24 protein-coding genes are annotated in these 25,082 nt (G+C 45.0%); 15 read left to right on the top strand and 9 right to left on the bottom strand.

Going from position 1 to position 25,082, the window contains the following annotated elements; translation table 11 throughout:
• Positions 1–224: 224 nt before the first annotated feature.
• Positions 225–461, bottom strand: coding sequence for a 50S ribosomal protein L28 (rpmB, locus tag J7545_RS01335; RefSeq protein WP_271942798.1), 237 nt, complete (start codon positions 459–461; stop codon positions 225–227).
• Between the two features lie 82 nt (positions 462–543).
• Complete coding sequence (locus tag J7545_RS01330) at positions 544–1,410, bottom strand: tetratricopeptide repeat protein (RefSeq protein ID WP_318719020.1); 867 nt, start codon at positions 1,408–1,410, stop codon at positions 544–546.
• A gap of 202 nt (positions 1,411–1,612) precedes the next feature.
• Here J7545_RS01330 and J7545_RS01325 point away from each other — a divergent pair, with 202 nt between their 5' ends.
• Both J7545_RS01325 and J7545_RS01320 read left to right on the top strand, forming a co-directional pair.
• Positions 1,613–2,389, top strand: a complete 777-nt coding sequence (locus J7545_RS01325) for a hypothetical protein (protein WP_318701775.1) — start codon at positions 1,613–1,615, stop codon at positions 2,387–2,389.
• A 4-nt stretch (positions 2,390–2,393) separates the two neighbouring features.
• The gene (locus J7545_RS01320; RefSeq protein ID WP_318701776.1) at positions 2,394–2,912 is read left to right on the top strand and encodes a hypothetical protein; all 519 of its coding nucleotides are present in this window, start codon (positions 2,394–2,396) and stop codon (positions 2,910–2,912) included.
• Positions 2,913–3,023: 111 nt separating this feature from the next.
• On the opposite strand, the gene J7545_RS01315 is transcribed toward J7545_RS01320, so the two are convergent.
• Positions 3,024–3,398: a hypothetical protein gene (locus J7545_RS01315; RefSeq protein ID WP_318701777.1), complete on the bottom strand. Its 375-nt coding sequence runs from the start codon at positions 3,396–3,398 to the stop codon at positions 3,024–3,026.
• Between the two features lie 186 nt (positions 3,399–3,584).
• Here J7545_RS01315 and J7545_RS01310 point away from each other — a divergent pair, with 186 nt between their 5' ends.
• On the top strand, positions 3,585–5,231 hold the full coding sequence (locus J7545_RS01310; RefSeq protein WP_318701778.1) for a glycosyltransferase family 39 protein: 1,647 nt from the start codon (positions 3,585–3,587) through the stop codon (positions 5,229–5,231).
• Here J7545_RS01310 and J7545_RS01305 read toward each other — a convergent pair.
• A complete protein-coding gene (locus tag J7545_RS01305; protein ID WP_318701779.1) occupies positions 5,228–5,644 on the bottom strand; it encodes a hypothetical protein in 417 nt (138 codons plus the stop codon). The two genes, J7545_RS01310 and J7545_RS01305, sit on opposite strands and share 4 nt — an antisense overlap.
• 205 nt (positions 5,645–5,849) lie before the next feature.
• The gene (locus tag J7545_RS01300) at positions 5,850–6,242 is read right to left on the bottom strand and encodes an AbrB family transcriptional regulator (RefSeq protein ID WP_271942818.1); all 393 of its coding nucleotides are present in this window, start codon (positions 6,240–6,242) and stop codon (positions 5,850–5,852) included.
• Between the two features lie 229 nt (positions 6,243–6,471).
• Here J7545_RS01300 and J7545_RS01295 point away from each other — a divergent pair, with 229 nt between their 5' ends.
• The 3 genes from J7545_RS01295 to pyrR all read left to right on the top strand — a co-directional run bounded on the left by J7545_RS01295 (position 6,472) and on the right by pyrR (position 8,564).
• Positions 6,472–6,915, top strand: a complete 444-nt coding sequence (locus J7545_RS01295; RefSeq protein ID WP_271942821.1) for an Rrf2 family transcriptional regulator — start codon at positions 6,472–6,474, stop codon at positions 6,913–6,915.
• Between the two features lie 11 nt (positions 6,916–6,926).
• Positions 6,927–7,919, top strand: coding sequence for an adenosylcobinamide-phosphate synthase CbiB (gene cbiB / locus J7545_RS01290; RefSeq protein ID WP_318701780.1), 993 nt, complete (start codon positions 6,927–6,929; stop codon positions 7,917–7,919).
• A gap of 102 nt (positions 7,920–8,021) precedes the next feature.
• Positions 8,022–8,564, top strand: a complete 543-nt coding sequence (gene pyrR / locus J7545_RS01285; protein ID WP_318701781.1) for a bifunctional pyr operon transcriptional regulator/uracil phosphoribosyltransferase PyrR — start codon at positions 8,022–8,024, stop codon at positions 8,562–8,564.
• Positions 8,565–8,603: 39 nt separating this feature from the next.
• On the opposite strand, the gene dapB is transcribed toward pyrR, so the two are convergent.
• Positions 8,604–9,428, bottom strand: a complete 825-nt coding sequence (gene dapB / locus J7545_RS01280) for a 4-hydroxy-tetrahydrodipicolinate reductase (RefSeq protein WP_413038675.1) — start codon at positions 9,426–9,428, stop codon at positions 8,604–8,606.
• A gap of 445 nt (positions 9,429–9,873) precedes the next feature.
• Here dapB and J7545_RS01275 point away from each other — a divergent pair, with 445 nt between their 5' ends.
• Positions 9,874–12,471, top strand: a complete 2,598-nt coding sequence (locus J7545_RS01275) for an adenylate/guanylate cyclase domain-containing protein (RefSeq protein WP_318701783.1) — start codon at positions 9,874–9,876, stop codon at positions 12,469–12,471.
• Positions 12,468–13,664 (top strand): DegT/DnrJ/EryC1/StrS family aminotransferase, encoded by a 1,197-nt coding sequence (locus tag J7545_RS01270; protein WP_318719019.1) that lies wholly within the window; start codon positions 12,468–12,470, stop codon positions 13,662–13,664. Before J7545_RS01275 ends, J7545_RS01270 begins: the two co-directional genes overlap by 4 nt.
• 131 nt (positions 13,665–13,795) lie before the next feature.
• On the opposite strand, the gene J7545_RS01265 is transcribed toward J7545_RS01270, so the two are convergent.
• The 3 genes from J7545_RS01265 to J7545_RS01255 all read right to left on the bottom strand — a co-directional run bounded on the left by J7545_RS01265 (position 13,796) and on the right by J7545_RS01255 (position 15,536).
• On the bottom strand, positions 13,796–13,987 hold the full coding sequence (locus J7545_RS01265) for a hypothetical protein (RefSeq protein ID WP_318719018.1): 192 nt from the start codon (positions 13,985–13,987) through the stop codon (positions 13,796–13,798).
• A 207-nt stretch (positions 13,988–14,194) separates the two neighbouring features.
• The gene (locus J7545_RS01260; RefSeq protein ID WP_318701786.1) at positions 14,195–14,563 is read right to left on the bottom strand and encodes a YccF domain-containing protein; all 369 of its coding nucleotides are present in this window, start codon (positions 14,561–14,563) and stop codon (positions 14,195–14,197) included.
• Positions 14,564–14,654: 91 nt separating this feature from the next.
• Positions 14,655–15,536 (bottom strand): WYL domain-containing protein, encoded by an 882-nt coding sequence (locus J7545_RS01255; RefSeq protein WP_318701787.1) that lies wholly within the window; start codon positions 15,534–15,536, stop codon positions 14,655–14,657.
• Positions 15,537–15,753: 217 nt separating this feature from the next.
• Between J7545_RS01255 and cas3 the strand changes: the two genes are divergently transcribed.
• From cas3 to cas5d, 7 genes are all read left to right on the top strand, one after another.
• A complete protein-coding gene (gene cas3 / locus J7545_RS01250) occupies positions 15,754–17,937 on the top strand; it encodes a type I-D CRISPR-associated helicase Cas3' (protein WP_318719017.1) in 2,184 nt (727 codons plus the stop codon).
• A 281-nt stretch (positions 17,938–18,218) separates the two neighbouring features.
• Positions 18,219–18,413 carry a hypothetical protein gene (locus J7545_RS01245; protein ID WP_318701789.1) on the top strand — a complete coding sequence of 65 codons (195 nt, stop codon included), beginning with the start codon at positions 18,219–18,221 and terminating at the stop codon, positions 18,411–18,413.
• A 262-nt stretch (positions 18,414–18,675) separates the two neighbouring features.
• Positions 18,676–19,131, top strand: coding sequence for a type VII toxin-antitoxin system MntA family adenylyltransferase antitoxin (gene mntA / locus J7545_RS01240; protein WP_318719016.1), 456 nt, complete (start codon positions 18,676–18,678; stop codon positions 19,129–19,131).
• A complete protein-coding gene (gene hepT / locus J7545_RS01235; RefSeq protein WP_318719015.1) occupies positions 19,128–19,514 on the top strand; it encodes a type VII toxin-antitoxin system HepT family RNase toxin in 387 nt (128 codons plus the stop codon). Before mntA ends, hepT begins: the two co-directional genes overlap by 4 nt.
• Positions 19,515–19,560: 46 nt before the next feature.
• Positions 19,561–22,956 carry a type I-D CRISPR-associated protein Cas10d/Csc3 gene (cas10d, locus tag J7545_RS01230; RefSeq protein ID WP_318701792.1) on the top strand — a complete coding sequence of 1,132 codons (3,396 nt, stop codon included), beginning with the start codon at positions 19,561–19,563 and terminating at the stop codon, positions 22,954–22,956.
• Between the two features lie 197 nt (positions 22,957–23,153).
• Positions 23,154–24,164: a type I-D CRISPR-associated protein Cas7/Csc2 gene (cas7d, locus tag J7545_RS01225; RefSeq protein WP_318701793.1), complete on the top strand. Its 1,011-nt coding sequence runs from the start codon at positions 23,154–23,156 to the stop codon at positions 24,162–24,164.
• Between the two features lie 191 nt (positions 24,165–24,355).
• The gene (cas5d, locus tag J7545_RS01220) at positions 24,356–25,069 is read left to right on the top strand and encodes a type I-D CRISPR-associated protein Cas5/Csc1 (protein ID WP_318701794.1); all 714 of its coding nucleotides are present in this window, start codon (positions 24,356–24,358) and stop codon (positions 25,067–25,069) included.
• The last annotated feature ends 13 nt before the right edge of the window (positions 25,070–25,082 follow it).

The raw sequence follows: 25,082 nt of genomic DNA, 5'->3' as shown, positions 1-25,082 counted from the left end.
ATATGAGTCTGGCCCTGTTTTAGATAGTATTCCCTTCTGTCTTAACAAAATTTCTTCTTTATCATCAACCGTGATTTTACATGACCTTTGCAGGGGCTTTATAAATGCGATCCGTGTAAAGACGGTTGGGGTAGGCTGGGGATATCCTTCGAGTTGGCTGAGGGGATATTTGCTTAGGTGTAGAGGAGGGGGTTGGGAGGCCAAACCCCTATGGGTTACGGAGATTAATAGTGGTTGAGATTAATTCCAGCTTCTTTGGCCATAGCTTGAATGCCTTTGGTTTCTAAGGTTTTGATGGCTTTGGTGGACAGTTTAAGTTTAACCCAGCGGTTGCCTTCAGACCACCAGACGCGCTTAGTCTGAAGGTTGACTTCTTGGCGTTTTTTGGTTCGTCTGTGGGAGTGGGAGATGGCAAAGCCGTTGTTGGCTTTTTTGCGGGTGAGTTGACAGGTACGGGACATAGGGAACCTCTTGTTCTTTTGCTGCAATCTCCTATTGTAGCGCTACGCGCTGGTAATAGGGAATAGGTCATGGGCAATCCCCCTATCCTTCGTTCATGAGGCGATCGATTTCATCTTTGTATTCGGAGGGGGCAAGGATGGTGGCGCTGGTGAAGAGGGGTTTGGCTTCGTCTGGTTTACCTTGGCGTTGGAGAACGATCGCTTTTCCCAGCAGAGGACGAAAGTCCGTTTCATTGTCTTCTATGGCTCGATCGTAGACGGCGATCGCCTCTTCATACCGTTCTAAGTCGGCATACACGCGCCCTAATAGGAGTTTAACGGAGGCAGTATCGATGGTTCCAGGCTTAATTTCATTGGTTTGGGGGGCTTTTGTGAGCGTTTCTTCTAATACCCCGATCGCCGCTTGGGGATTGTTTTGTTGGAGTTGAAGGTCAACCAACCCTTGTAAGACGGTCATTTCTCCAGGGTTTTGGGTTAACACTTGGCGATAGATATCAGCAGCGCTGTCGGGGTCTCCAGTATAGTTCTTAGTTTCAGCCAAGAGGACTTGATACTGGACATCTTGGGGGTTGAGTTCGACTAACCGTTCTAAAGGGGCGATCGCGCCTGCAATATTCCGTAATTCTAACCGTACATCCAATAATCCCCTCAACACACTTTGGTTTTCCGGTTCTCGCTCCAAAACCAACTCATATCCCCGTTCCTGAGCTTCTAATTTCGCTTGTCGAGACTCCACTACTGGAGTTGGAGAAGCGTTGGATGTTGCCGCAGTGGAAGCACGAAAGGCTTCAGTGAGGGGAGGGATGGTGGAAACCCCCAACAGGGCAACCACAGCTAAAATCAAAATGGCATTGAGAACCCAACTCTTACGCTTAATCGTCACACCAAATCCCTTGAACGCTTCTAGCCATTGTAAGGGAATCGGGACAAGGCAAGAGGCAAGAGGCAAAAGACAAAAGGCCAAGTTAGATTTTACCCCTTCAAAACCTATTCAAAAGAGTACGGATTTACGGTGTAGCCACTTGCATAGAAGAATGGGAAATCAAACCCTTGTTATAATAAGCTTTTCCGTAGAAATAACCCTAAGGCTTTATGCCAGGGTTCTTCGTTCAAGCACCTATCTCCTATCTAGCCCTCGCCATTCATCAAGCATGTTTTCTTCTATCCTGGCATCTTCTTCCTTATCTTCAGAGCAGCAATGTCAACCCATTCCCGCTCCCTCTGAACCCTTACAGTACCGAGCGATCGGTTTAATTCGAGGCCGGTATTATGCCGGAGATCGCTTAACTCAAGGCACCCTTGTCACTTCAGATGGTACAGAAATTGATGCGGTTTTGCTCGGAAGAATGATGAGTTTGATCAAAAAACATTTAGATTTGGATGTCGAGCATCTCTGGGTTGTTTATCCGCGCACCCGAGAAAAAGAGGACAATTTACATACGCAAATATTGGGGGTTTGGGAACCAGAAACCCTCGATTCACCTGAACTTTCTGGACAAAATCTGCATCCATTGATGGGTGATAATTATTTCTCAATTCGGGGAGAAGTGGTGTTTCATTCTCTACAAACAGGAGAGGTGAAGATTAAGATCAATCAAGCTCCACGCAAAAAAGGGGAAAAACCGCGATCGTTTAAGCTCACGCTCAAGGGAGCTTTGATGGGTAGAATACTTCATCATTTTTGGGAATTCCATGTCACCCGAGAAGGAACGGATTTGGTCATTCAAGAGGCATTATGTATAGGACCACTGCCTAGATCGACAAAACCGCGATCGCCTCGCGCTACGGGTCGCCCCAGAATAGGCGGTCAGTTTAAGCACCGAAGCGTCGGTACTCCTAAACCGATTTTGTCGGGTTCTGGCTCACCTCGTCCCCAGATTATGCCTCCGAATCGAATGGAGCGCCGAAAATCCACCTCAGAATCTTGAAGTTGTGGCGATCGCGATTTGTCCAGGATTTCATCCTCCTTCCTTAACTGATGAGTTTCTGGAAGTGGTGGATCTGCCTGCTCCAAGTATCCGATCCACGGGGTGTCCGCTCGATGGAAGGAGCTTGTTTAAGGAGTGGGTGGAAGCCTTCGGAGATCCCAGAGGCTGTGAGAATAAAATCACGGTAATTAGCTATAGCGCTGGAGGAGTAGGGGCGATCGCCGCTTGTTGGCTCTGGCATCAAGCAGGGGGCAATATTCAGTCCTTAATTGCTCTAGATGCCTGGGGAGTCGTGTTAATGGGAGACTTTCCTATTTATCGCCTCAGTCATGATTATTTTACCCATTGTAGTTCTAGTCTTTTGGGTTTAGGAGATGGGGGATTTTATGCCGATCCAGGAGTAGATCACTGGCAGTTATGGCGATCGCCCCATACTGCGATCGGTTATGGTCAAATATACGGCAAAACATGGGGATTAAAAATGACTGCTGCTGAGTTTATCCAATCAGTTTGTAAGAGATAGGGAGATAGGGAAGAGGAGAGTTAGTATGCTTTCTATTGCCTATTGCTAGAGTACCTATTGCCTGAAACCATAACCTAACCATCCTAACTTAAGAGTTCACTGCTATATCAACTACCACAGGGGCAAAATGGGGGTAATACTTTCCTGATTGGATTCCGATACATTACTCCAATGGTGGGAATTGATAGCCTCAGAATCCACAGTTTTTACTAAGGTTGTCTGTTGAGGATCGATAATTTCAGACGATCCATCCCAGTCATTTTCCTGTTTTCCAGAGGAGATCGCTGGACTAAACCAAACTAACGCGGTACTGCCACTCGCTCCTAAAATAATCGCTAAGGGCACAAACTCACTCTTCACCACTTTTACAATCGGAATACAAAGAGCTAACATGACTACCGCACAGGGCCAAATAATCGCAGTAGCTGCAATTTTTGCCCCTCGACCTCCTGAATGACGCTCTACTCGATGCACTTGTTTAACCATTAACTGAGCCTCCAATTTAGAGAATTAGGGAATGAGTGGGCTGTTTGGTTGCCCAACAGAAAATCTTTCTACTGAAGACGTATACTATAGCAGTTGATAGCCCATACTTGACTATCAACTGTAATAAGGGTAAAACCCGTTTTTCTTGGATTATCTTTTGCCTAGCGCGAAGCGCTGTAATCTTCCATGTACCGTAATTTTTGGTCTCTTTGCTCACCTAACCGTTTGCTGAGAGTTGATCGCCGCATAGATCGATTCTGGGCGTTGGGATTCCTGGTAGCAGCTCTGGTACTATTTTTGATTAATCTAGGAGGAGTGGCCTTAAGAGATTGGGATGAAGGAACCATTGCCCAAGTTGCCCGCAATATTAGCCTCTCTTCTAGTTGGCAAGGTTGGTTGTTTCCCACGTTATCCGGATTACCCTATTTTAATAAACCCCCCCTAGTGCATTGGTTAATTGCTCTGATGTATCAATTGGTGGGGGTCAATGAATGGGCGACTCGTTTTCCTTCTGCGTTGCTTACCGCTACCTCTGTTCCTATTTTTTATAGCTTAGGTTTGGAAGTGTTTCGACAACGACTGCCAGTTATTTTTTCTACCTTAATTTATTTAACCTTATTACCTGTGGTTCGCCACGGCCGGTTAGCGATGCTAGATGGGCCAGTTTTATGTTTTTTGCTGTTGATGATGCTATTTGCTGTGAAGGGACGGCGTAATGTTCGCGATAGTCTCGGTTTGGGGTTAGGATTGGGTCTAATTGCGCTGACAAAAAGTATTTTAGCACTGTTATTGGGGGCGATCGCACTCCTGTTTTTAGCTTGGGATACTCCCCGTCTACTCAAGTCCGTTTATCTTTGGACTGGGATCATCTTAGGTCTCATTCCAGTTGCACTCTGGTACGGTCTACAACTGTTCCATTATGGAGACCCGTTTTTAGAAACCGGATTAGTGCATCAATCGTTTAGTCGCATTTGGCAGTCTGTAGAAAATCGTTCTGGCCCCCCATGGTATTATCTGCTAGAAATTCTGAAATTATCCCTTCCATGGTTGTTGATGGTTATTCCCGGTTTAGGATTAGCTTGGCAACACCGGAGTCTGAGTTGGGGAAAATTGGTTTTAGTCTGGGGAGGGGTTTATTTTACAGCGATTTCTATCATGAGTACCAAATTACCTTGGTATGTTCTGCCTTTATATCCCGCCTTAGCATTAGCTGGAGGTGCGCAACTGACAGAATTTTGGCGGGCCTATTCCCAAGGCGTTCCGCGATTGAAATCGAGGTTGATCAAAAGCTTAACTGGAAGTTTTTGGGGATTAGCGATCGCCTCTTGGGGTGCTACCCTATATGTGATGATCGCTCAACCGGTTTCTAGTTGGATAATTCCTGCGCTCTTTGGGTCCATTGCCCTTACTTTGACCGTCGCTAGCCTTTTATTTCAACAGGGTGATTATCAGTTTATTGGTATTTTAGGATGGGGATTGTATGTGTCGTTGATTCTATTGATGGCTTCTCCAATTTGGGTTTGGGAACTTGAAGAAGGATTTGCTGTTAAACCCGTGGCTGAAGTGCTGATTGCCTATACTCCGGTGCAACAACCGATTATGACCAATTATCCCCATGGTCGTCCTTCTCTAGATTTTTACAGCGATCGCCGCCTCATTCCCGCCAATTTTGAGCAAATTCTCCACACTTGGTCTCAATACCCCCAACCCTATCTCCTTTTAGACGAAGCAGGATTAGAGGAACTCGAAGCTCGTTTTCCCCAGGGAGTCCAACGCTTAGGATCAGCAGAAGGTTGGACATTAGTTACCAAATCTTCAGCTTTTTTGGGTTAGGGTTCGAGTTCTAGTTGTGGATGTAGCGATCGCATAATTTGACTGCCTTGTTGCATCCAATGGGGCATAGGATTGTCTAACTCTTTTAACCGTTCAGTGGCAGCTAAGGCAAAACTAAACAGTACAATGCTAGCCATAACCGCGATCCAACAGGGGGGTTTAGCACTACCAAAATCTCTCATCACCCTCGCTAGGGGATGACTTTGGCGGCGCAATAATTGACTGGAAATGAAGGGTTTCAACTTGAATGGATCGCGGACATAATGGCCACTCTTGCTGACCACTAATCGTTGATGACAATAGGGACAGATATACAATCCACTCTGCAACTGTCCCAACGGTAAGACCTGGACTTGATGACAAATGGGACAAGTCGAGGAGTGACTCTCAAAATTAAATGTATCTGCATTCATTGCACTTATGCGTTGAAAACCCTTTTTATTTTACCCCAGACCTAGGGAGAAATCAGGTTAAGAATCCTTACTCTTTTGAGGCGGTCTCCAGATTCACTCTGTTCTGGAGTCTTCTTCCTGCATTTCTCCCCTGAACCCGAATTCACAGGCGTGGATTCAGAGAGGTTAGATTGCCCACTGGTTGCTCGAAAGAGAGAGCAAATACTTATTCTTCGGCGTTATCTTCACCTCCGATTTGCTTCAGATGAATATGTTTGCGACCTAAAGAGATTTCAAACTCATCACCCTGTTGCAGATTCATCTGCTTAGTGTAGGCTGCTCCAATGAGTAAGTTGCCATTCGATTGAACCGTAATCCGATAGCTGGCACTGCGTCCACCTCGTCCATTCGATGAGCTTTTCCCATCCAGCTCAATTCCTTCTGCATCGATCAATGCATTGAGGAATTTCATCATATTCACCCGTTCTACTCCACCTTTAGTGAAGGTACAGTAGCCACATGCTTTCGCTTTCTCTTCTTTGCTCAGGTGGTCTAGCTCTTTAACCTTGTCAACTAACTCTTGACCGACTAGAGGTTTTGTTTTCTCTGCTTTACTCATTACTTAATGGCTCAATTTAGAACTGTTTTCAGTTTAACGGATATTTGCCGAAAAAAAAAAGGTTTTTCTTTCCAACGGCTAGTAACAATATATTACAACACCTGGCACAAAAGTTGGCCCATGTCAGAATAAAATCGTGACCTCAGACAACCGGATGCTAAGTAAGCGATTGTGAGGGTTTCCATAAAGGTCATAAGTCACCCCATCCCATTAATAGATTGCCCTAGAGATGAAGTTGACAACCCGGGGTCATTATAGTGTTAAGGCCCTGTTAGATTTAACCTTACAACCCGGCTATGGCCCGTCATCTGTGCAGGCGATCGCCACTCGTCAAGATATCTCGGCTGCCTATTTAGAAAAACTCTTAATTCAACTGCGAGAAGCAGGCTTAGTTTATTCGGTTCGAGGGGCACAAGGAGGCTATGGTTTAGCCCATCAACCTGCCCATATTTCTCTGGGGCAAATCCTCGAAGCAGTCGGTGAAAGCTTACCTTCTCTAGCCAATCGTCCTCCCGATAGCAATCAAGTAGAAGACTGGGTAACCTATAGTTTATGGAATCGCCTCCATCAAAAACTTAAAGAATCCCTGTATACTATTTCCCTAGAAGATCTCTACTTCGATGCTCGTAGTTGGCAAGCCTCCCAAGGGGAAGCCAGTAATTTTGTGGTTTAGGGCAAAAACTTATGGTATTCTTCTGGCCCCAGATCTCTTTAGCGATCGCCTCAATTCTGGATTTTGCGATCGGCGATCCTTGGCATTGGCCTCACCCCGTTCAACTCATGGGAAAACTGATCGCTCAGGGCACAGAGTTTATCCTTAAATCTTTCCACTCTCCCCAGAGCCAACGGTGGGCAGGAGTTATCCTAGGGCTTACCCTCATAGGCATGGCGGCCCTAGTTAGTGATAGAATCGTCTGGCTGGCTAACAAGGGTCATCCTCTCCTAGGAATCGGTATTGAAAGCATACTTTTAGCCAGTTGTTTTGCGGGCAGAAGTTTACACCATGCTGCCCTGGATGTCCTCAATCCTCTACAAGCTGGAGATCTCCCCAGCGCTCGCCAAAAGCTCAGTTTGTATGTAGGTCGAGATACCCAAACCCTCGATGAACCAGAAATTCTTCGGGCCGTCCTAGAAACGATCGCTGAAAATGCCATTGATGGTGTGACAGCGCCCCTCTTTTATGCTATTTTGGGCAGTCTAATTCCTGGTTTGGGTGGACTCCCTCTGGCGATGTGTTATAAGGCTGCCAGTACCTTAGATTCAATGATTGGTTATCGAGAATCCCCCTACTTATATATCGGTTGGTTTAGTGCCAAGCTGGAAGACTTACTAACTTGGCTTCCCTGTCGCTTAACAGTGATTACTCTGGGTCTATTATCCGGTCAATTAAAAAAAGTTTGGGTTCTGTGCAAACGGGATGCAGTCCATGACCCTAGCCCTAATTCTGGATGGAGTGAATGTGTCTATGCAGCCATTTTAGGAGTGCAATTAGGAGGGGTCAATCGCTACGGCACAACGATCAAAATCAAACCCCTTTTAGGCGATCGTATCCACCCCATTACCCCCACTTCTATCAGCCAAGCCCTAAGCCTAACTCGCCATTGTTTTCTCATTTGGTTAGGGTTAGGGATTAGCCTGGGATTCCGCCTCTCGGATTGGGGCTTAGACCTCTTCTGAGCTACCCTGTCGATCGCCCTCGCTTTTTTCCGGTGAATCGACGATAATCAAAAGAGAGCTTCCCCGAAACTTGTCCGAAGTCCTCCCTATCTCAGTGCAATTATGGCCACTCAAATTGTTGAAATTCTTGATGCTGACGAAATTCGTCGAACCTTAACTCGGTTAGCTTCCCAAATTATTGAAAAATCAGGGGAATTATCCCAAATCGTGCTATTGGGTATCCATACCCGTGGAGTTCCTTTGGCCCATTTAATTGCTGAACAAATCACGTTGCTCGAACAAACTCCGATTGCGGTGGGAGCATTAGATGTGACATTTTATCGGGATGACTTGGAGCAAATTGGCGTGAGAACGCCGGCAAAAACCGAAATTCCCTTAGATTTATCGGGGAAGACCGTCGTTTTAGTTGATGATGTCATCTATAAAGGACGAACGATTCGAGCTGCTCTGAATGCAGTCAGTGATTATGGAAGACCGGCAGAAATTTGGTTGGTGGTGTTGGTGGATAGGGGCCATCGCGAACTGCCTATTCACCCCGATTTTGCGGGGAAACAGTTGCCCACCTCTAGGGAAGAAAAGGTGAAAGTTTACTTAAAAGAGGTGGATGGCCGGGATGCTGTAGAATTACAGCGCTTCGAGCTGTAATGTCATCAGTTAAAGAAACTAAACTCTATAAATTATAAATTACAGAATCTTCTCCAGACCATAGACCAGAGTTTTCAGTTCTAAGACTTTACGAATAGCTAACAGAACGCCAGGCATATAGCAAAGGCGATCGCTGGTATCGTGGCGTAAGGTATATAATTCTCCAGGGGAACCGAATAAGACTTCCTGATGGGCAATTAACCCTGGAAGGCGCACGCTATGAATCCGAATATTCTCATCCGCTAAACCTCCCCTCGCTCCCGCTATATTTTCCTTCTCCTTGACCTTGGGAGGATTATAAGATTTACCTAACTCACCTAACAATTGGGCCGTTTTTATCGCTGTTCCACTGGGAGCATCCGCTTTCTGGTCATGATGGAGTTCAATAATCTCTACATGGTCAAAATATTTTGACGCTTGGATGGCCGCCTGTTGTAATAGAACCATGCCAATAGAAAAATTCGGAATTACTAAACACCCCGTACTGGCTTTATCGGCAAATTCTGCCAATTCTTGGAGTTGTTGGGGACTCAGACCGGTTGTCCCAACCACAGGACGAATACCGTAGGCGATCGCACTGCGGACATTTTCATAGACCGAATCCGGGTGCGTAAAATCTACCATCACCCCCAACTGACTCTCTTGAGTCCCATAGGCTAGCATCGACTCCAACTGATTCAGAACGGGGACTTCTAGAGGGCCACATCCAGCTACTTCTCCTACATCCTTGCCCTTATGATCCGGATTGAGATCCACCCCCCCAATCAACTTCATATCCTCAGCTTGGGAAACAGCCTTAATGACCTCTCGGCCCATTTTCCCGGCTGCACCATTGACAATTACTGGAATCGGCCCATCGCTCATTATCAACTCCTGAATCATAAAACAAACAAGCATAATTGGCAGATCGTCCCTTGGCGTTAAGTCCTCTAGAAAGACACAATAGAACAGTTAGGCGATCAGAGGCTTATCCTATCATGACCCTTGACATTCCAACATAGATCGACTGTCTTCTTCAGATGATCCGGTTCCGTTAGCAATCTCCTTGGAGAGAGGATAATAACAATCTTTTATCTTTGACTAAAACTTAAATGGACTTAGAGATCTATGACCCTCAGCCATCATAAAATCTATTATCATAGCTCAATATTAGAACAAATCTCAGTCCTAATCTGAGCGGATGTAACGATACTTCCTCGCCAAGTAAGTTTCTCCATCTAAATCTAATTGCTAAAACTCCAGATGTGACAGGGTGCGATAAGCAGCAAGACAGTTTGCCGCTGATGCCAACCATACCAACCATAAAAACATGATGCACCGTTCCTTACAGGTACCTGTTCATGTCGGACTCAGTCCGAAACACCAGCCGATGAGAGACAAGGATAAAACGAAAGAAGAATTGGTACAGGAATTAGTCAGCCTGCGCCAGCAAGTGATTAACTTGCAACATCAACTGCGGTCAACTCAGGCTGACTGGGAAAGCCGATGGGAAAAAACAGAAGCTGAACTTAAGTCTGAGGTAGAGGCTCGCACGGCAGCGCTCAAGGAGTCTAACGATCAGTTTGTGGCAGAGATTGCTGAACGCTATCAAGCCCTTCATGCCTTGCGCACGGCTAAAGATCAATTAGAAGCCATTTTAGAAGCGGTACCAGGAACGGTCTCTTGGATTAGTCACGATCTGCGCTACCTGGGAGTTAATCGTCATTTAGCAGAGATCTTTAATTTGCCCCCAGAAGAATTTGCTGGCAAACCCTTGGGCTTTTTAGGGAGTAGTGATGGATTCGATCGATTTGTGCAAGATTTCTTTGCCAGTGATACTCTGGAAGCCTTTCGGGAAGTGGCGATGCGTATTAAGGGAAAACATCGAATATTCTTGATTGTGGCCCAAAAATATGATAGGAATAAGGCGGCTTTTACAGTCGGAATTGATATTACCGAACGCAAAGAAGCAGAAGAAGCTCTACGCGAAGCAGAAAATAAGTATCGGACGATTTTTGAAAATGCAGTGGAGGGCATTTTTCAGACGACTCCCGACGGGCGCTATTTAAGTGCTAATCCGGCTTTAGCTCGAATTTATGGATATGGCTCCCCAGAAGACTTGAAAAGTATGCTTATTGATGTTGAGTCTCAGCTTTATCTCGATCCTCAACGACGACAAGAATTTATTAATTTGCTAGAGCAGTACGATTCTATTGTGGGGTTTGAGTCCCAGATTCGCCGGTTGGATGGCAAATTAACGTGGATTTCCGAGAATGGGCGATCGGTGCGGGATAAGGCGGGTAATTTGCTCTATTACGAGGGAACAGTTGAGGATATTACCGAGCGCAAGCAAGCAGAGGAGCAACTCCGACGGCTGAATGAGGAGTTAGAACAGCGGGTTGAGGAGAGAACGGTTGAGTTAAAGCAGGCAGTGGATCAGTTAACCGTGGAGGTGGCAGAACGGGAACGGGTGGAAGCAGCACTGCGGGTGTCTGAGGCAGAATTGCGGGCATTGTTTGCGGCAATGACAGATATTATTACGGTGTTTGATGCTGACGGTCGGTTTATGAAGGTGGTTTCGACTAATTCGGAGACCTTGTTTAGTCCCACAACCGATCGCGTGGGAAAAACGGTTTATGATGTTTTTCCTCCCGAACAAGCAGAGCTTTTTGCCCGGCAAATTCAGGCGGTTGTGGAAACGGGGCAAACCATGAACTTAGAGTATTCTTTGCCCGTTTGTCTGATGCCAGGAATGGTGGAGGAAAATCAGGATTTTCTATCTCAGGATACGCAGGGAAATGAGGTGTGGTTTGCTGCTAGTGTTTCTCCGATGCCAGATAATTGCGTGATTTGGGTAGCTCGGAATATCACGGAACGCAAGCGAGTTGTGGATGCTATGCGGGCGGCAGAAGAAAAATATCGAAGTATTTTTGAGAATGCAGCCGAAGGTATTTTTCAACTGACTCCAGATGGATGCTATTTGAGTGCCAATCCAGCTTTGGCTCGGATGTATGGTTATTCGTCTCCAGAGGAGTTAATGGAGCGCTTGCGAAATGTGGGGACTCATCTTTATGTCGATCCAGGTCGTCGAGAAGAGTTTATGAGGTTGATTGAGCGGGAAAATGGGGTCTCTAATTTTGATTCTCAGGTGTATCGCCAGGATCGCAGTATTATTTGGACTTCTGAGAAGGCTAGAGCCGTTCGCGATGAGCAAGGAAATTTATTGTTTTGTGAGGGAACAGTAGAGGATATTACAAAGCGGAAGGAGGCGGAAGCCGCCTTAAGGGCAGAGCAGGAGAAGTCGGAAGATTTGCTCTTAAATATATTGCCCGGGGCGATCGCCCAACGGCTGAAACAGGAAGAGAAAAATTTGATCGCCGATCGCTTTGATGAGGTGACCATTTTGTTTGCTGATATCGTGGGCTTTACCCGCATGTCTTCAGGAATTTCGGCAACGGAGTTGGTCAATTTGCTCAATGAAATCTTTTCTCAATTTGACAAATTGGCGAAAAAACATCAAGTGGAAAAGATTAAAACGATTGGGGATTCTTATATGGTGGTCAGTGGGATTCCGATGCCCCGTGAGGATCATGCGGAGGCGATCGCCCAAATGGCGCTGGATATGCAACGGGCAATTCCTCGCTTTCGTCAACCGAATGGTCAACCGCTTCAATTGCGAATTGGCATGAGTACAGGTCCTGTGGTGGCTGGGGTAATTGGGATGGCGAAGTTTATTTATGATTTGTGGGGAGATGCGGTGAATGTGGCTTCGCGTATGGAATCTATGGGCATTCCGGGTAAAATTCAGGTGACTGAAGCGGCCTATGAACGGCTTAAACATCGCTATTCATTTGAAAAGCGGGGTGAAATTGAGGTGAAGGGGAAAGGGATGATGACGACCTATTGGTTGATAGGAACTGAGCTTTGAAAACCTATCCACGCTTGGGATTGGATGTGCAATGGCCAGATCTGATCGGTGGATTCGTTGGGGGTTCACAGTCGAGATTAGAATTAGAAGGGGCGATCGCTTCCCATTGGCCCCCTTCCCGTTCTCTTCAAGTCACCCTCTCCGTTAGAACAGCGTTCGATTTGCTCTTGCAAGCACTGGATTTTCCTCCAGGGACCGGGGTGCTCATGAGTGGGGTGAATGTACGCCACATGGTTGAGATTGTTGAATTTCATGGTCTGGTTCCCATTCCTGTCGATCTAGACTTAGATACCTTAGCTCCTAATTTAGACCATTTCCGCCGCCTCATTTCGCCTCAGACCCGTCTATTTGTCATGGCCCATTTGTTTGGATCAATTATTCCTCTCGCGCCGTATATTGACCTCTGTCGCCAACATCAGATTATTTTGGTAGAAGATTGTGCCCAAGCTTTTGCTCAGTCTTATTACTTGGGGGATGAACAAGTAGAGGTGAGTTTATTTAGTTTCGGCCCGATCAAGACTTGTACGGCATTGGGGGGTGGTGTGGCGATTGTTCGTGATTACGCTCTGGCCAATAAAATGAGAGAAATTGGCGATCGCTATCCCCTCAAAGGCGATCGCTGGTATAGACAACGCCTGATCAAATATTTAGCTATTAAAGCGATCTGTGACCCTTATCTGTATAATGCTCTGGTGCGATCGATACAGCTCCTAGGTAAAGATGTAGATCGGGAGATCGGATCGAGCGCCAGAGGGTTCAGAGCTGGAGAACTCATCCCCCAACTGAGGCAAAAACCCCCTCAACTGTTATTGCAATTTTTGGCTCATCGGCTGCAAACTTGTCCGAGTTATGGCGATCGTATCCTTAGAGCAAAAAGGCTTTTAAGTCAACTCGATAGTTCGGTTATCTGGCCCGGATATCGTGCTACTCAACACTCGTTTTGGGTCGTTCCGATTCAAACTCCATCGCCTAAGCTTTGGATGAAAACACTGCGCGATTCTGGCTTTGATGCTACTCAAGGAAATACGAGCTTAATTGCCATTCGGACACCGGAAGGAAGCCCGTTACCACACGCTCAAGAACTAATACAAACCCTACTATATTTACCCATTTCTCCTGCATTACCGGCTAGTGAGGAACAGCGATTAATTCAACTGATTAACTCCCTGATAGCAATAGGCAATAGGCAATAGCTTGTATGGTTTGGGATCTAAGATTTCAGGCTGTACTCTATAGAAGAGAGGAGTTCTATAGCAGAGAAAGAGAGTGCTAGGACATTTTCTATTGCTAGAGTACCTATTGCTAGAGTACCTCAAACCATAACCTAGCGAAGTTGACACACTCTTTGTAGGCGATCTCCTTCAACCACAAACACATTACACTGCACTTGATCTTGCTCAAGCTGCTCTAGTAAGGACATTTTCGACTGGTTGGATAAAACGCGATCGGATACCAGAGGATTAAACACGGCAGCCATCAGGGTTGAAAAGGTCAAAAGAACAAAACTCACATTCATCAGGTCAAATCTCCGTTCGCTGCTTTAGCTAACTGTCTCCTAAATTCATCTGGGATTACCCGGATACTATTGGCTACCTCTTAGCTGTTATAATCCAATTCTGGAAAAAAAACAAGCGGAAACACGAATAGACTGTTCCAGAATTGTAACCGTCTACTCTTAGGCGATCGGGGGGTTGGCTTCGGTATTTTCTTAGAAGCACCCCAGCTAATGAAGTTCCCGTCCGAAGGGAAACAAGGCTAAAGGAATTAACTTAAAGTGCTGTTGAGCAAAAGGAATACCAATAATGGTAATAAATAAAAGCGCCCCATGGAGGAGGTGAGAAAGGGCAATTTCCCAACCAAAGCAAACCACCCAAATGATATTCAAGATCATAGGAATTACGCCAGATGCACCGGGACTCACTTCGATCTCTTTACCAAATGGGGTAAAGGTGGCAAAACCAATTTTCATGGTTTGTAAACCGAACGGAATTCCGATAATGGTGATACACATACCCAGACCACCGATAATATAGCCCAATCCAGAGATGAAGCCACCAAAAATCAACCAGATCAGGTTACCGAAGAGTGTCATAACTGGTTTATCTCCCGTTGAAAGACTAAATGGGTTGATTGTATCAAACCTAGAGTTCGATATTTAATAATGTCAAGAAGGTTTGAGAGGATTAGGAGCGATCGCCCTCTTCTGGGATACTGATGCCATATTGCTGACATTGCTGGAGGAGTTCTTGAATATAGCGATCGCGCAGATTCTGCGGTGCGATAATCTCGCAGTTTTTCCCGTAGGGGCGAATATCGCGCATGAACCAGAAGCTACTATAGATTTGGCGGATTACTTGTCGAGTGGGGGGATCGCCTTCCAGATTACCAACAAATCGATCGCCGGGTTTGCTGCGGTATCCAAAGGCTAATCCTCCAGATAGGCGCAATTCTACGGTGATGTATTCTAAGTCGGGTTGCCATTTTTGGTTAACAGAAACTACGGCTGCTTCTTGGATGCGCTCTAGCAGCAGGCTCCAATTGTGGCAGAGTTCTTTGATATCGTAATTCCCTTCCGTTTCTTGGCAACGACAGAGCAGATATTCTCGTTTTTCAATGGGGATAATGCGAGCATAAAGAACTGTGTAATGAAACAGGCGATCGGCGGCATCTCGGTACGAGAGGCGGAAGGGTTGTTGACGATGGATGAAGGTTTCAATTTGTTCTCTCCATGCGGGAATGGGAGTGTTGAGAAAGGCTTCGATTTCTTGTCTTAGGGGAAGCGAGAGTTCGCCGCGATCGCACAATATTTGGGCAATTTCCTTGGCTTCTGTGACTTCTCCATGATCGACTAGCAGATTTCTAACGCGGTTGAGCAGTGCGATCCGCTCTGGTAACCAGTCGTTATTGGGAGCGATGCGGAGTTGTTGCCGGGCGATCGCCGTAATTAATTTGGAGATATTCGGCTTTTCTCCCCATGTCATGCCGAATTCTCTCGCTAGTTCCTCTAAATGGGCTTTATCTCGTTCGGATACGGATAGAGTTATGGATTGACCTTTACGACTCATATTTATACGGACACTTTTTTGGTGTAGTTGTTGATTTTCTCTATTTTCAGAACTATTATGGGAGATATCAAGCAGTTACGGACACAAAAATAGGGAAATTAAGGAAACGTTAGGCGATCGCGCCTAGGAAAAGTCCTTTTCCAGTGACTTGTAGAATAGTGAGTGTGATGAGTGAAGAAGCGATGAAAAAACTATTTTTACTCAAGGCAATTAACCCATGAATGAGTATGCCATTACCCTAAAATCTGTTTATTCTTGTCCAGCAACCGAATCAATTGACAAGATTAAACTCCCAGAAAAATGGCGATTATCTTGGCATCAATTGGAGACGTGGAAAGCGCTACAAAATCCGGACATTGATGTGGTGTTTAATACGGCAATGACCGGAGATGGCAAGAGTTTAGCCGCTTATTTATCCAGTTTGCAAAGTAAAGAATATTGTATCGCCCTTTACCCCACCAATGAATTAGCGCGAGATCAAGAGAAGCAAGTTCAAGACTATATCGCCACATTCCAACCGCGCAACGATCTGCGGGTGGTGCGGTTAAGTGGGGCAGAGTTAGAAATGTATGCCGAACAAGAGGGTTTGAAGAAAGCTGGGGCGATCGCCACTCGCATCATGCAATCTGATATTATTTTAACCAACCCAGATATCTTTCACTATCTCCATCGAGGCGCATATCTCACCCCGAAAGACAGTCCCGATCGATTATGGCAAAGACTCGATAAAAACTTTGACTTATTTATCTTTGATGAATTCCATGTCTTTGCCGCTCCCCAAATTGCCAGCGTCATCAATACTCTGCTTTTAATTCGCTGTACCAACCGGCGTAAAAAGTTTTTATTTCTCTCCGCTACACCGAATTCAGAGTTCAAAGAAAAATTAAAAGATGCTGGATTTCGTTGCTGTGAAATCAATCCAATCGACGAGCAGAAGTATCAATTTCCAGAGACTCCAGAGGAAGCGCAAGCCTTGTCAGAACAAGATTGGCGCAGAGTTACAGGAGAAATAGTGCTAAACTTCATCCCGTTGGAATCATCAGGGAATTCTTCAGAACAGTGGCTAAAAGACAACAGCGAGTTGATGGTCAAACAGTTTCAGGAAAAGCCAGGCAGTAAAGGCGCAATTATTCTGAATTCTATTGCCGCAGTCAAGCGACTCACTCCATTTTTTAGTAACTTACTCTCTCCCTATGGCTTAGAGGTTGGCGAAAATACCGGATTATCCGGAAAACAAGTTAAAGCTCAGTCTCTCTCGGCAGATTTGGTGATTGGAACCAGCACCATTGATGTGGGGGTTGACTTTAAGATTAACTTCCTATTCTTTGAAGCGGCAGATGGGGGTAATTTTATTCAGCGATTAGGACGATTGGGACGACATGAGGGCTACCATCGGGAGGGAAAATATATCCCGTTTGATGGCTTCACGGCTTATGCTTTGGTTCCCCAGTTTTTGGTTGAACGCCTGTTTAGTGGAGAAACTGCACCCTTAGAACTAGGAAGCCGTTGCGATCGCCCCTTTTTCCACAATCAGATTACGACATACTATCGCGAAATTAATGATTTTCACGGTTACTATCCCCGGTGGGGAGCGGTGCAGTCGATGGTTTTGTGCAGTCAGTTGAAGCATCATAAGACGATTAAAGCCGTTTACAAAGAGAGTGCGGAAGCCTTTGAATCGATATCAGAAGGGATTTTCAAGACTCGTCTAGTCAAGTTATATGGTTTAAGTAAAAAATGGGGAAGAGAATGGCAAGAGCTATCGGGAAATAAGATAGGAAATCCAATTTTAGAAGATGCGGCAAGTTTCCGGGGTTCGAGTAGCTTGCAATACGGTTTATACGATCTGACGGAAACCCATGAGGCAGATCGGTTCAAAACCTATAAGTTACCGGGGATTTTGGGAAATTTGGATGTGGAAGTGATGACGGAGAAGGCGTTTATGTATTCGCTTCGGGAAACTGGCGATCGCCTGAATACCGTGATTCCCAAGGGACAATTTCAGTATTGCTTGGGATTTATGAAACTGCACGCTTATCGAGAAGAGCGCCTCAACTGGCGGTTTATTTATCCCGCAGAACTGCAACCGGTGGCAGATGCATGGAAGGTTCAGGTATTGGTGGGTTTGGAAGTTTGGCAACCGGAAAATCCTTGGATCGATGGCATTAATAAGCGTCTGAAGCGTCAGGGGTTGGTGAGCTATGTGTTGCGGTTTCCAGTGGGTGAAGTGCGATCGCGCCTACGGTTACCGATGCATTTCCAGATTTATCCCATCAGCGATGCCAACAGTCTGCTCGATCCTAGCGCACCTTATTCTATTGCCTTCGGACAATCGGCACTGCTGATCGATACTCTCGCGTACACCTTAAAGAGCAAAGGAGATGAAGAGTGGATAGTTTAGAGTTTCAATCCCTAATAGGGATTAGTAGGGAGCTTACGGCAATAAGCCTAGACTTATTCATTTCAATCCCTGATAGGGATTTAGAGGTGGATAATTCACCAGCGCTCCCCAGATTCCAAGGTTATCACATCCCAATCCGGCTCATGATGTTGAATAGGTCATAAGCTAAAAACTGTTGAATAAGTCTAAGAGCTTAATGCCATGATTTTCTTGACGAGAGCTATCGCAATCGGTAAGTTGAAAGAGAAGATACTTGAAACCCTTACTACTAAAGGAGAAATATGAAAAAAATGACCAATCTCAAGAAACTGCTTGGGGTGCTGTGCGATTATCTGTGGCACTCCAGTGATGAACTTGTTGACAAAGTAAGCTGGCGCTTTGGACATACTATTCACGAAGCACGTAAAAAAGGCTACTCTATCGAAACACGGAAGATTGGACATAATGAATACGAATACCGGATGTTGAAAAATTAGCATATCCGATAGCTTCCGTGCGTAGATTATCTATATTTTCCCAATGATGATCTACTCAGAAGGAAGAGAAAAATTTGGGTAGCTTGCGACAGTAAGTTTAGGCGTATGTCATCTTCACCCCCAAAAGCAAAATTTGCATGGCTGGTTAAGTGTCAATTTCTTTCTTCGGAAAGAGCCAATTTATCTGAAGCAATTAAAAACCTAATTCTCTTCCTTCTGAAGTCCGATCAAAGCCGTTCTAAGTAATTCGGTATATCTTAAAATGCAATCCTCACAACTTTCTATCATCCAAAGATTGACTGAAAAATCAGAGCAAGTATTAGCGAAAATCCCTTATCTCAAAATACTGGTTTTGTTTGGTTCTCGCGCCAGGGGAGACAATCAAGAAAATAGTGATTGGGATTTTGCCATCCTCTACGATGAAGAACTCAGAGAACCCATCCTAAAACAAAATGCCTGGAGATGGTTAGAAGCCTTTCACATTCTTGGAGAAATCTTTGGATTAAACGACGATAATATAGATATTGTCGAACTCAATAGCTGTTCTCGCTTAATTGCTCATTATGTGGCACGAGATGGAAAAGTCATTTATGAGCAAACCCCAGGAGAGTTTGAAAAATTCCAGCGCCATCATCTGATGACTGATGCAGAATTAAAGGAGATGTGCCGTCAAATTCAGCAAGAGATTGAGCTAGATTTGCAAAGGAGGGGAGTATGACAGAAATCAAACCCATTGTGTTAGGGAAAATGAAATTCTTGAATCGTTATCTGAGAGAGCTTGATTCTTTTGCATTAATTTCATTGCAAGATTATCTAGATGACACTCAGGGGCAATTTACTGTCGAACGATTATTACAGCTTTCCTTTCAAGTCGCGATCGATGTTAATCGATATTTGCTCAAGACTCTCAACTTACCCCAACCAGAGAAAAATTTTGATACGTTTATTGAAATGAGTCGCTGCGGCATTCTTACTCCAGAGTTAGCGAAAATATTAGCGCCATCCGGTAGCTTAAGAAATCGATTAGTTCATATGTACGATGAAATAGATCAGGTAAAAATCCACGAGTGTATTCAACTCGCTCTACAGGAATATCCCTAGTATCAAAGACAAATTATTCAATATTTAGATACCCTAGAGGACGATTGTGGCTAAAAAACGTAAATCCGACTCAAAAACACAACAACTATCCTTATTTGATACTGTCTCTGAACCTGAAACAGAGGAAGATCTAGAAGAGGGATGGGATTCAGAAGAAATCGATCTCGGCTTAGACAAAACAACTCGCGAAATTGCCTCACAACCGGCTGAAATGCTGACGCTGAAGCTACTCAAGCAAGCCATTACCGCAGAAAATCCAGGCGATCGCATTATGGCTAATTTTGTCGAGTATGTGCTTCCCAATTTACTCACATATACCATTGGAGTTACAGCAAAAGGTGGCAAATATTTCGATCGCCTAGATGAAGAGCGCGAAGAAGGGTATAATCGCCGCAATGCCGCCGATCAATCCTTAAACACCCATCTACTCAACGGCTTATTCCCAGCCAACTTAGTCGAGCGAGAACTGCAAAAACTGAATACCACCGTGCGCCAGCAAATTGATGAGCCAGAACGCCGCTTACTTATTGCTGGCTTTATTCTTCACGACTTTGAGAAATTTGCCGATGTGCCGGAAGATTGCCGGAATCTGCAAAAGGAAGAGCATCGGAAAATCATTGCCCAGAAAATCGTCCAATTGGGATTAGATCGCTTTTTAGATCCTGAAAATCCCCAGGGTTATCAAGACTATATTGATGATTTACTTTGTGTTGCCTATAATGCTCAGAAGCGATGGGGAACGAACTGGAATTTTTCCGAATTTGGGCTTAATCCGAGTTTACGCGATCGCACTCTCATTTGCCTAGCCGAACTTGCCTGTTTAGCTGACTCCCTTTCCTCCATTATCAAACATCCCCAAGATGCAGAAACTCCGCGCCTGCAACAACTCATTCATAGCCTCAGCGACGGACAACTAAAATTTACCTATCACAGCATTTCTGAAAACCGAGGCGTGCTAACCAATGTCGTCAATAACGCCTTAATGGAAGCTCATACTTCTCTAAATGCCCCCTCTCCCACGGAAGACGGGGTTGGGGGAGAGGGTAACTATTACAAACCCTTACTCTATCTTCCCACAGGCGTAATTTACCTCGCTCGTCGAGATGCTCCCCCCATTTCCAGGGAAAACTTACCTAACCGAGTCGTAGACAAAATTAAAGCCTTATGTCGAAATCAATTAGTTCTGCGACAAACGGGATTTAGTCGCGATGGTAAAGGCATGAAATATGCTGATTATTACGAACAGTTTTTCGATATTGTGGGCTTAATGCAAGTCGCATTACAGGCAACCTTGCGGATTTTACACGATAAAAAGCCTTCTGTTGCCAAAAGCCGCAGCGAGAACCTAGTTAAGTTTCAGCAAAAACAGGTACTCTCAGCCGATTATGACTTTAGCTTCAGCGATGATATCAGATGCGATCGCCTCGCGGAATTCGGAGATGCGCTCACCCGCAAGATTTGGGGAGAGCAAGTCCACAAAATTGAAGCCGCTCGCAAAAAAGATAAGACATTACCCCCATTACCCAATCTCGATTTAGTGCATGAAGTCGCCAAATTTTGGCAACTGGAACAATACTTACCCCAAATTCGCGAAATTCAGCAGATTAATCAGAGCTTAAAAGCCTTAAAACTCAAAGGAAATACCGGAGGTCTTCCCTATGAATGGTACTTTCTTGCAGCTAAATATCTCCAACATCATCCCGGTATCGAAGACGTGCGCGAAACCTGTGAAGCTCTGATTGCCCATATTGCCGAACTGATTAATCCCATTTTAGAGCAATATTCCTTAGCCGATGGTTGGGAGGATGTGCGCTTATGGGTGGAACAAGTGGTGATGTTACCCGATAATCAACCGCAAGAATTGGCAAAAGCTGACATCTTTTTCAAAGAATTAGAACATTACCAACTGGCGAAAAAACCAGGACGGGGAAAACAGCTCATTTGCTCCATTTCCCATTCCCCCTATAGCGTCAGCGAACAAATGGAATCAGCCGTTTTATTCACGCCCCAAGTCTACACCAATAAACAGATGTTAGGCGGCTCTAATGCCAAGCGCAATATCTCCAGTATTTCGGGCACAGAGATGATGCTACGGCAAATTTTGATGAATCAAACCCAAGCCGTTGGCAAACGCTTTGAGGATGGCAAATATCGCTATCTCTACTTCTATCCCACCTACTACTTCACCCCAGAAACCAACCAGTTTCTCCATCAAGCTTACCGAAATATTGCTCAAACTCGGTTTAATACGAGCCTGCGTAACCATTTTATCAACGATGACTTACAAGCCGATTTTAGCCGGGACAACTATCAAAGCGCCGATGTTTTTCTCATGGAAGAAGATTTAGCAACGAAAAAAGCCTTACCCGAAGACGATCCCAACCGCAAATTTGACCGCACCTTCAAGCTCTCGTATCCCGAAAATCAGCCTCTCACGTTCTACTTTATGGCACTCCCTCCAGGGCGAGATCCAACCGATACCGAATCCTGGGTAATGCCGACTTGGTTAGCCTTCGCCTTTCCCCTAATTTTAGATGTGAAAACCGTTGTTTCTGAATCTCCCATTCCCCCATTCAAAGATGGCGCAGAATTCGAGCAAACTGTTTTTCTCGATAGCGCCCCCCAAGCCTTCCAATCCTTAGTTCAAGCCGATTATTTTCGCCTCGACTATATCCTCGAAGGCTGGAAAGAAAAGCACGGCACCAAACTTTATCCTGCACCGCTTAAAGTCCTCACTGCTGCCTATGCCATTCACCTCGATGTTAACGCCAAACAAGGCAAAGGAAAATATGATGCTAATTGGGGCAAACTCTCGGAGCTGGCGCGAGATTTACAAACCAGTCCTCTGACGGTTTTTAGTGCCCTCAATGTCTGGATACGCCGTCAAAGTATAGAGAATATTCCCCTGAAAAAAGTCCGTCTCTATGCCTATGCCTTTTATCCCTGTTTCGATCCCTATTGTACCTATGAAAATCAGGAGTTAATTGTGTCTGAAGAATCTCCCTTAAACCATCCCAAAAAACTGACCGAACTCTATCGCCAATTTTATCGCGCCAGTAAGCGATACAATCCCAAAGCCAACGCAGTTTTGAAACCCATTGATATTGCTTCTGATACCATTCTCAAAGCTGAATCTACTGTTTTCCAAGGAGAAACTCTCGTTGCTGCTGTTGCGGCTGAGATTTGTAAACTGATGGATCGGGTGCATAATTCCACGGCTGAAGGGCGTTGGGTTTTCAAGAATAGAGAAGAAGAACGACAGAAAATATTGGAGTTTGCCCAATATTTTGTTGTGGAAGTTTTCGAGAAATCTTTTTCTGGCGATCGCGCCCGTTTAGCGGGACGACAAATTAACTTGATTCGCGATACCTGCGAATTCCTTTATCGTCTCGAAGATGACCAAGAAAATCAACACTATCAGGAAAACAAAGAGTCCTCGTAGGGGCGGGTTTTACGATCGACTTTGAGATCCAAAAGAAACCTTTTCACCATTTCTATTTAAGATGGCTACTCATCGATCTTGGGGAGGCAAGGGGCTTAAGCCCCTTGTTAAGCGGACATCATAGAGAAATGGTATTGCAAACCCGCCCAAACCCGCCCAAACCGACCCATTTTCACTATATTTAGGAGACCAAAACCATGTCTTTTCTAACCACTGTCGATGCTAAATTTTTCCATGATGCGATTCCCTATAAACCCATGGGAAAATATGCCCACTTCCTCACCCTCCGCGTGACTGAATCCTATCCTCTCTTTCAAACGGATGGCGAGTTAAATAAATCACGAGTCCGTGCCGGGATTCAAGACAAAACTCCGATTAGTCGCCTCGCCATGTTTAAGCGCAAACAGTCTACCCCAGAGCGTTTGGTGGGACGGGAACTGCTGCGGAACTACGGATTGATGACGGCTGAGGAGTGCGAATACAATGTTAAATTTGCTATGGATAACCCGGATTGTATTATCTATGGATTTGCGATCGGAGATTCTGGTTCAGAGAAATCAAAAGTTGTGGTTGATACGGCCTTTTCTATCACAGATTTTGCCGAATCTCATGAATCTTTTACTCTAAACGCTCCCTTTGAAAACGGAACCATGGCTTCTAAGGGAGAAAATAAGAGTGAAGTTGGAAAAATTACCAGTCGAATCAACCAACAAGATCACATTAAACCTCAAGTCTTTTTCCCTAGTATCGTCACCCTAAAAGATCCTACAGAAGCCGGTTTTCTCTATGTCTTCAACAACATTTTACGCACCCGCCATTATGGAGCGCAAACCACTCGCACGGGACGGGTTCGGAATCACTGTATTGGTGTGGTTTTTGCCGATGGAGAAATTACCAGCAATCTGCGCTGGACTCAAGCCATTTATGATATTTTGAAACAAGGGGATAAACTGGGAGGATATGACCCCTTGAATGAAGATGATGTCATTGAAGCAGCGCAAACTACCATGGTGGATTTGATGAGAGATGAATATCTGGTACATCAGGATTATATTGGCGATACCTTTGTCCCCTTGTTAACTGAAGTCAAGGAGATAATCGGTAATGAAGAGAAGTTGAAAGAGTTGTTGACAACCGCAGATGGTGAAGCAAAAACCTATGCTTCAGCTCATATTAAACAACCGAAGAAACCTGCTACTGCCAAATAATATCAAATCCGTTTAAACCGTTGTCATTGCGACCGCAGGGAAGCATTCGCGCTTTCATGTCCGCGAAGCGGAAACGCGCAAGCTTCGCTAACACCAAGATTAGCAAGATTGTAGAGATTGCTTCATTCCACTGCGTTCCATTCGCAATGACTTACCATCACTTATTTTCCAGATTTGATAGAACAACAACTATGGCTTTTATTTATCACCTACAACTGGAACTTCATGATAGTCTCTATTTCGCTACTCGTGAAATTGGAAGACTGTATGAAACTGAACCGATTATTCACAATTATGCCCTTTGTTATGCTTTGGGATTGGTGGATAATTCTCAATATGCAACAACGGTTAATGAAACCGAGTCTTATCGCTACTTTTGCCGCAATCAAGTCCCCCAATATGAGGAACATCTTACCCCTTTGAATCAACAGGGAATTTATGTGACTCCTGCTAGGGCAGTGCATTATCAAACTGTTCTAACGACTTGGAAATATGCTAATAATCACTATCATGTGGAGATGGAAAAAACAGCGAAAAATTGGCCCAGTTTTGGACGCAATAAGGAGGTTGCCCCAGAGAGTAAATTTGAGTGCTTTGCGATCGCCCCCCAAAAGATTCGTTTTCCGAAGTGGATTCGTTTGGGGAAATGGCTCAGTAAGGCAGAAGTCACCTGTACGAGTGTGCAAGAGGTGAAAGCTTCAGCTTCGGAACAAGAGTTTGTTTATCGCGATGCACTCAATCCTTTGGATGTGATGTTTTCCCATCAAGTGATTGGCTATGATGTGATTAATATGCCTCCAGTGAGTTTGATTCGCAATGTTCGCTTGCGGGGTTCGTATTATCAGCTTGATACTGAGAATATTAAGCTCCCTGCTGGTATGGCATACCAATTTGCTCCCAGTTGAAGTCAGGCGCGAT

The sequence above is a fragment of the Roseofilum sp. SBFL genome (assembly GCF_017746885.1).
Classification (GTDB): domain Bacteria; phylum Cyanobacteriota; class Cyanobacteriia; order Cyanobacteriales; family Desertifilaceae; genus Roseofilum.
The sequence above is the reverse complement of the archived record's forward strand: the minus strand, read 5'-3'. Positions and strand labels throughout refer to the sequence as shown.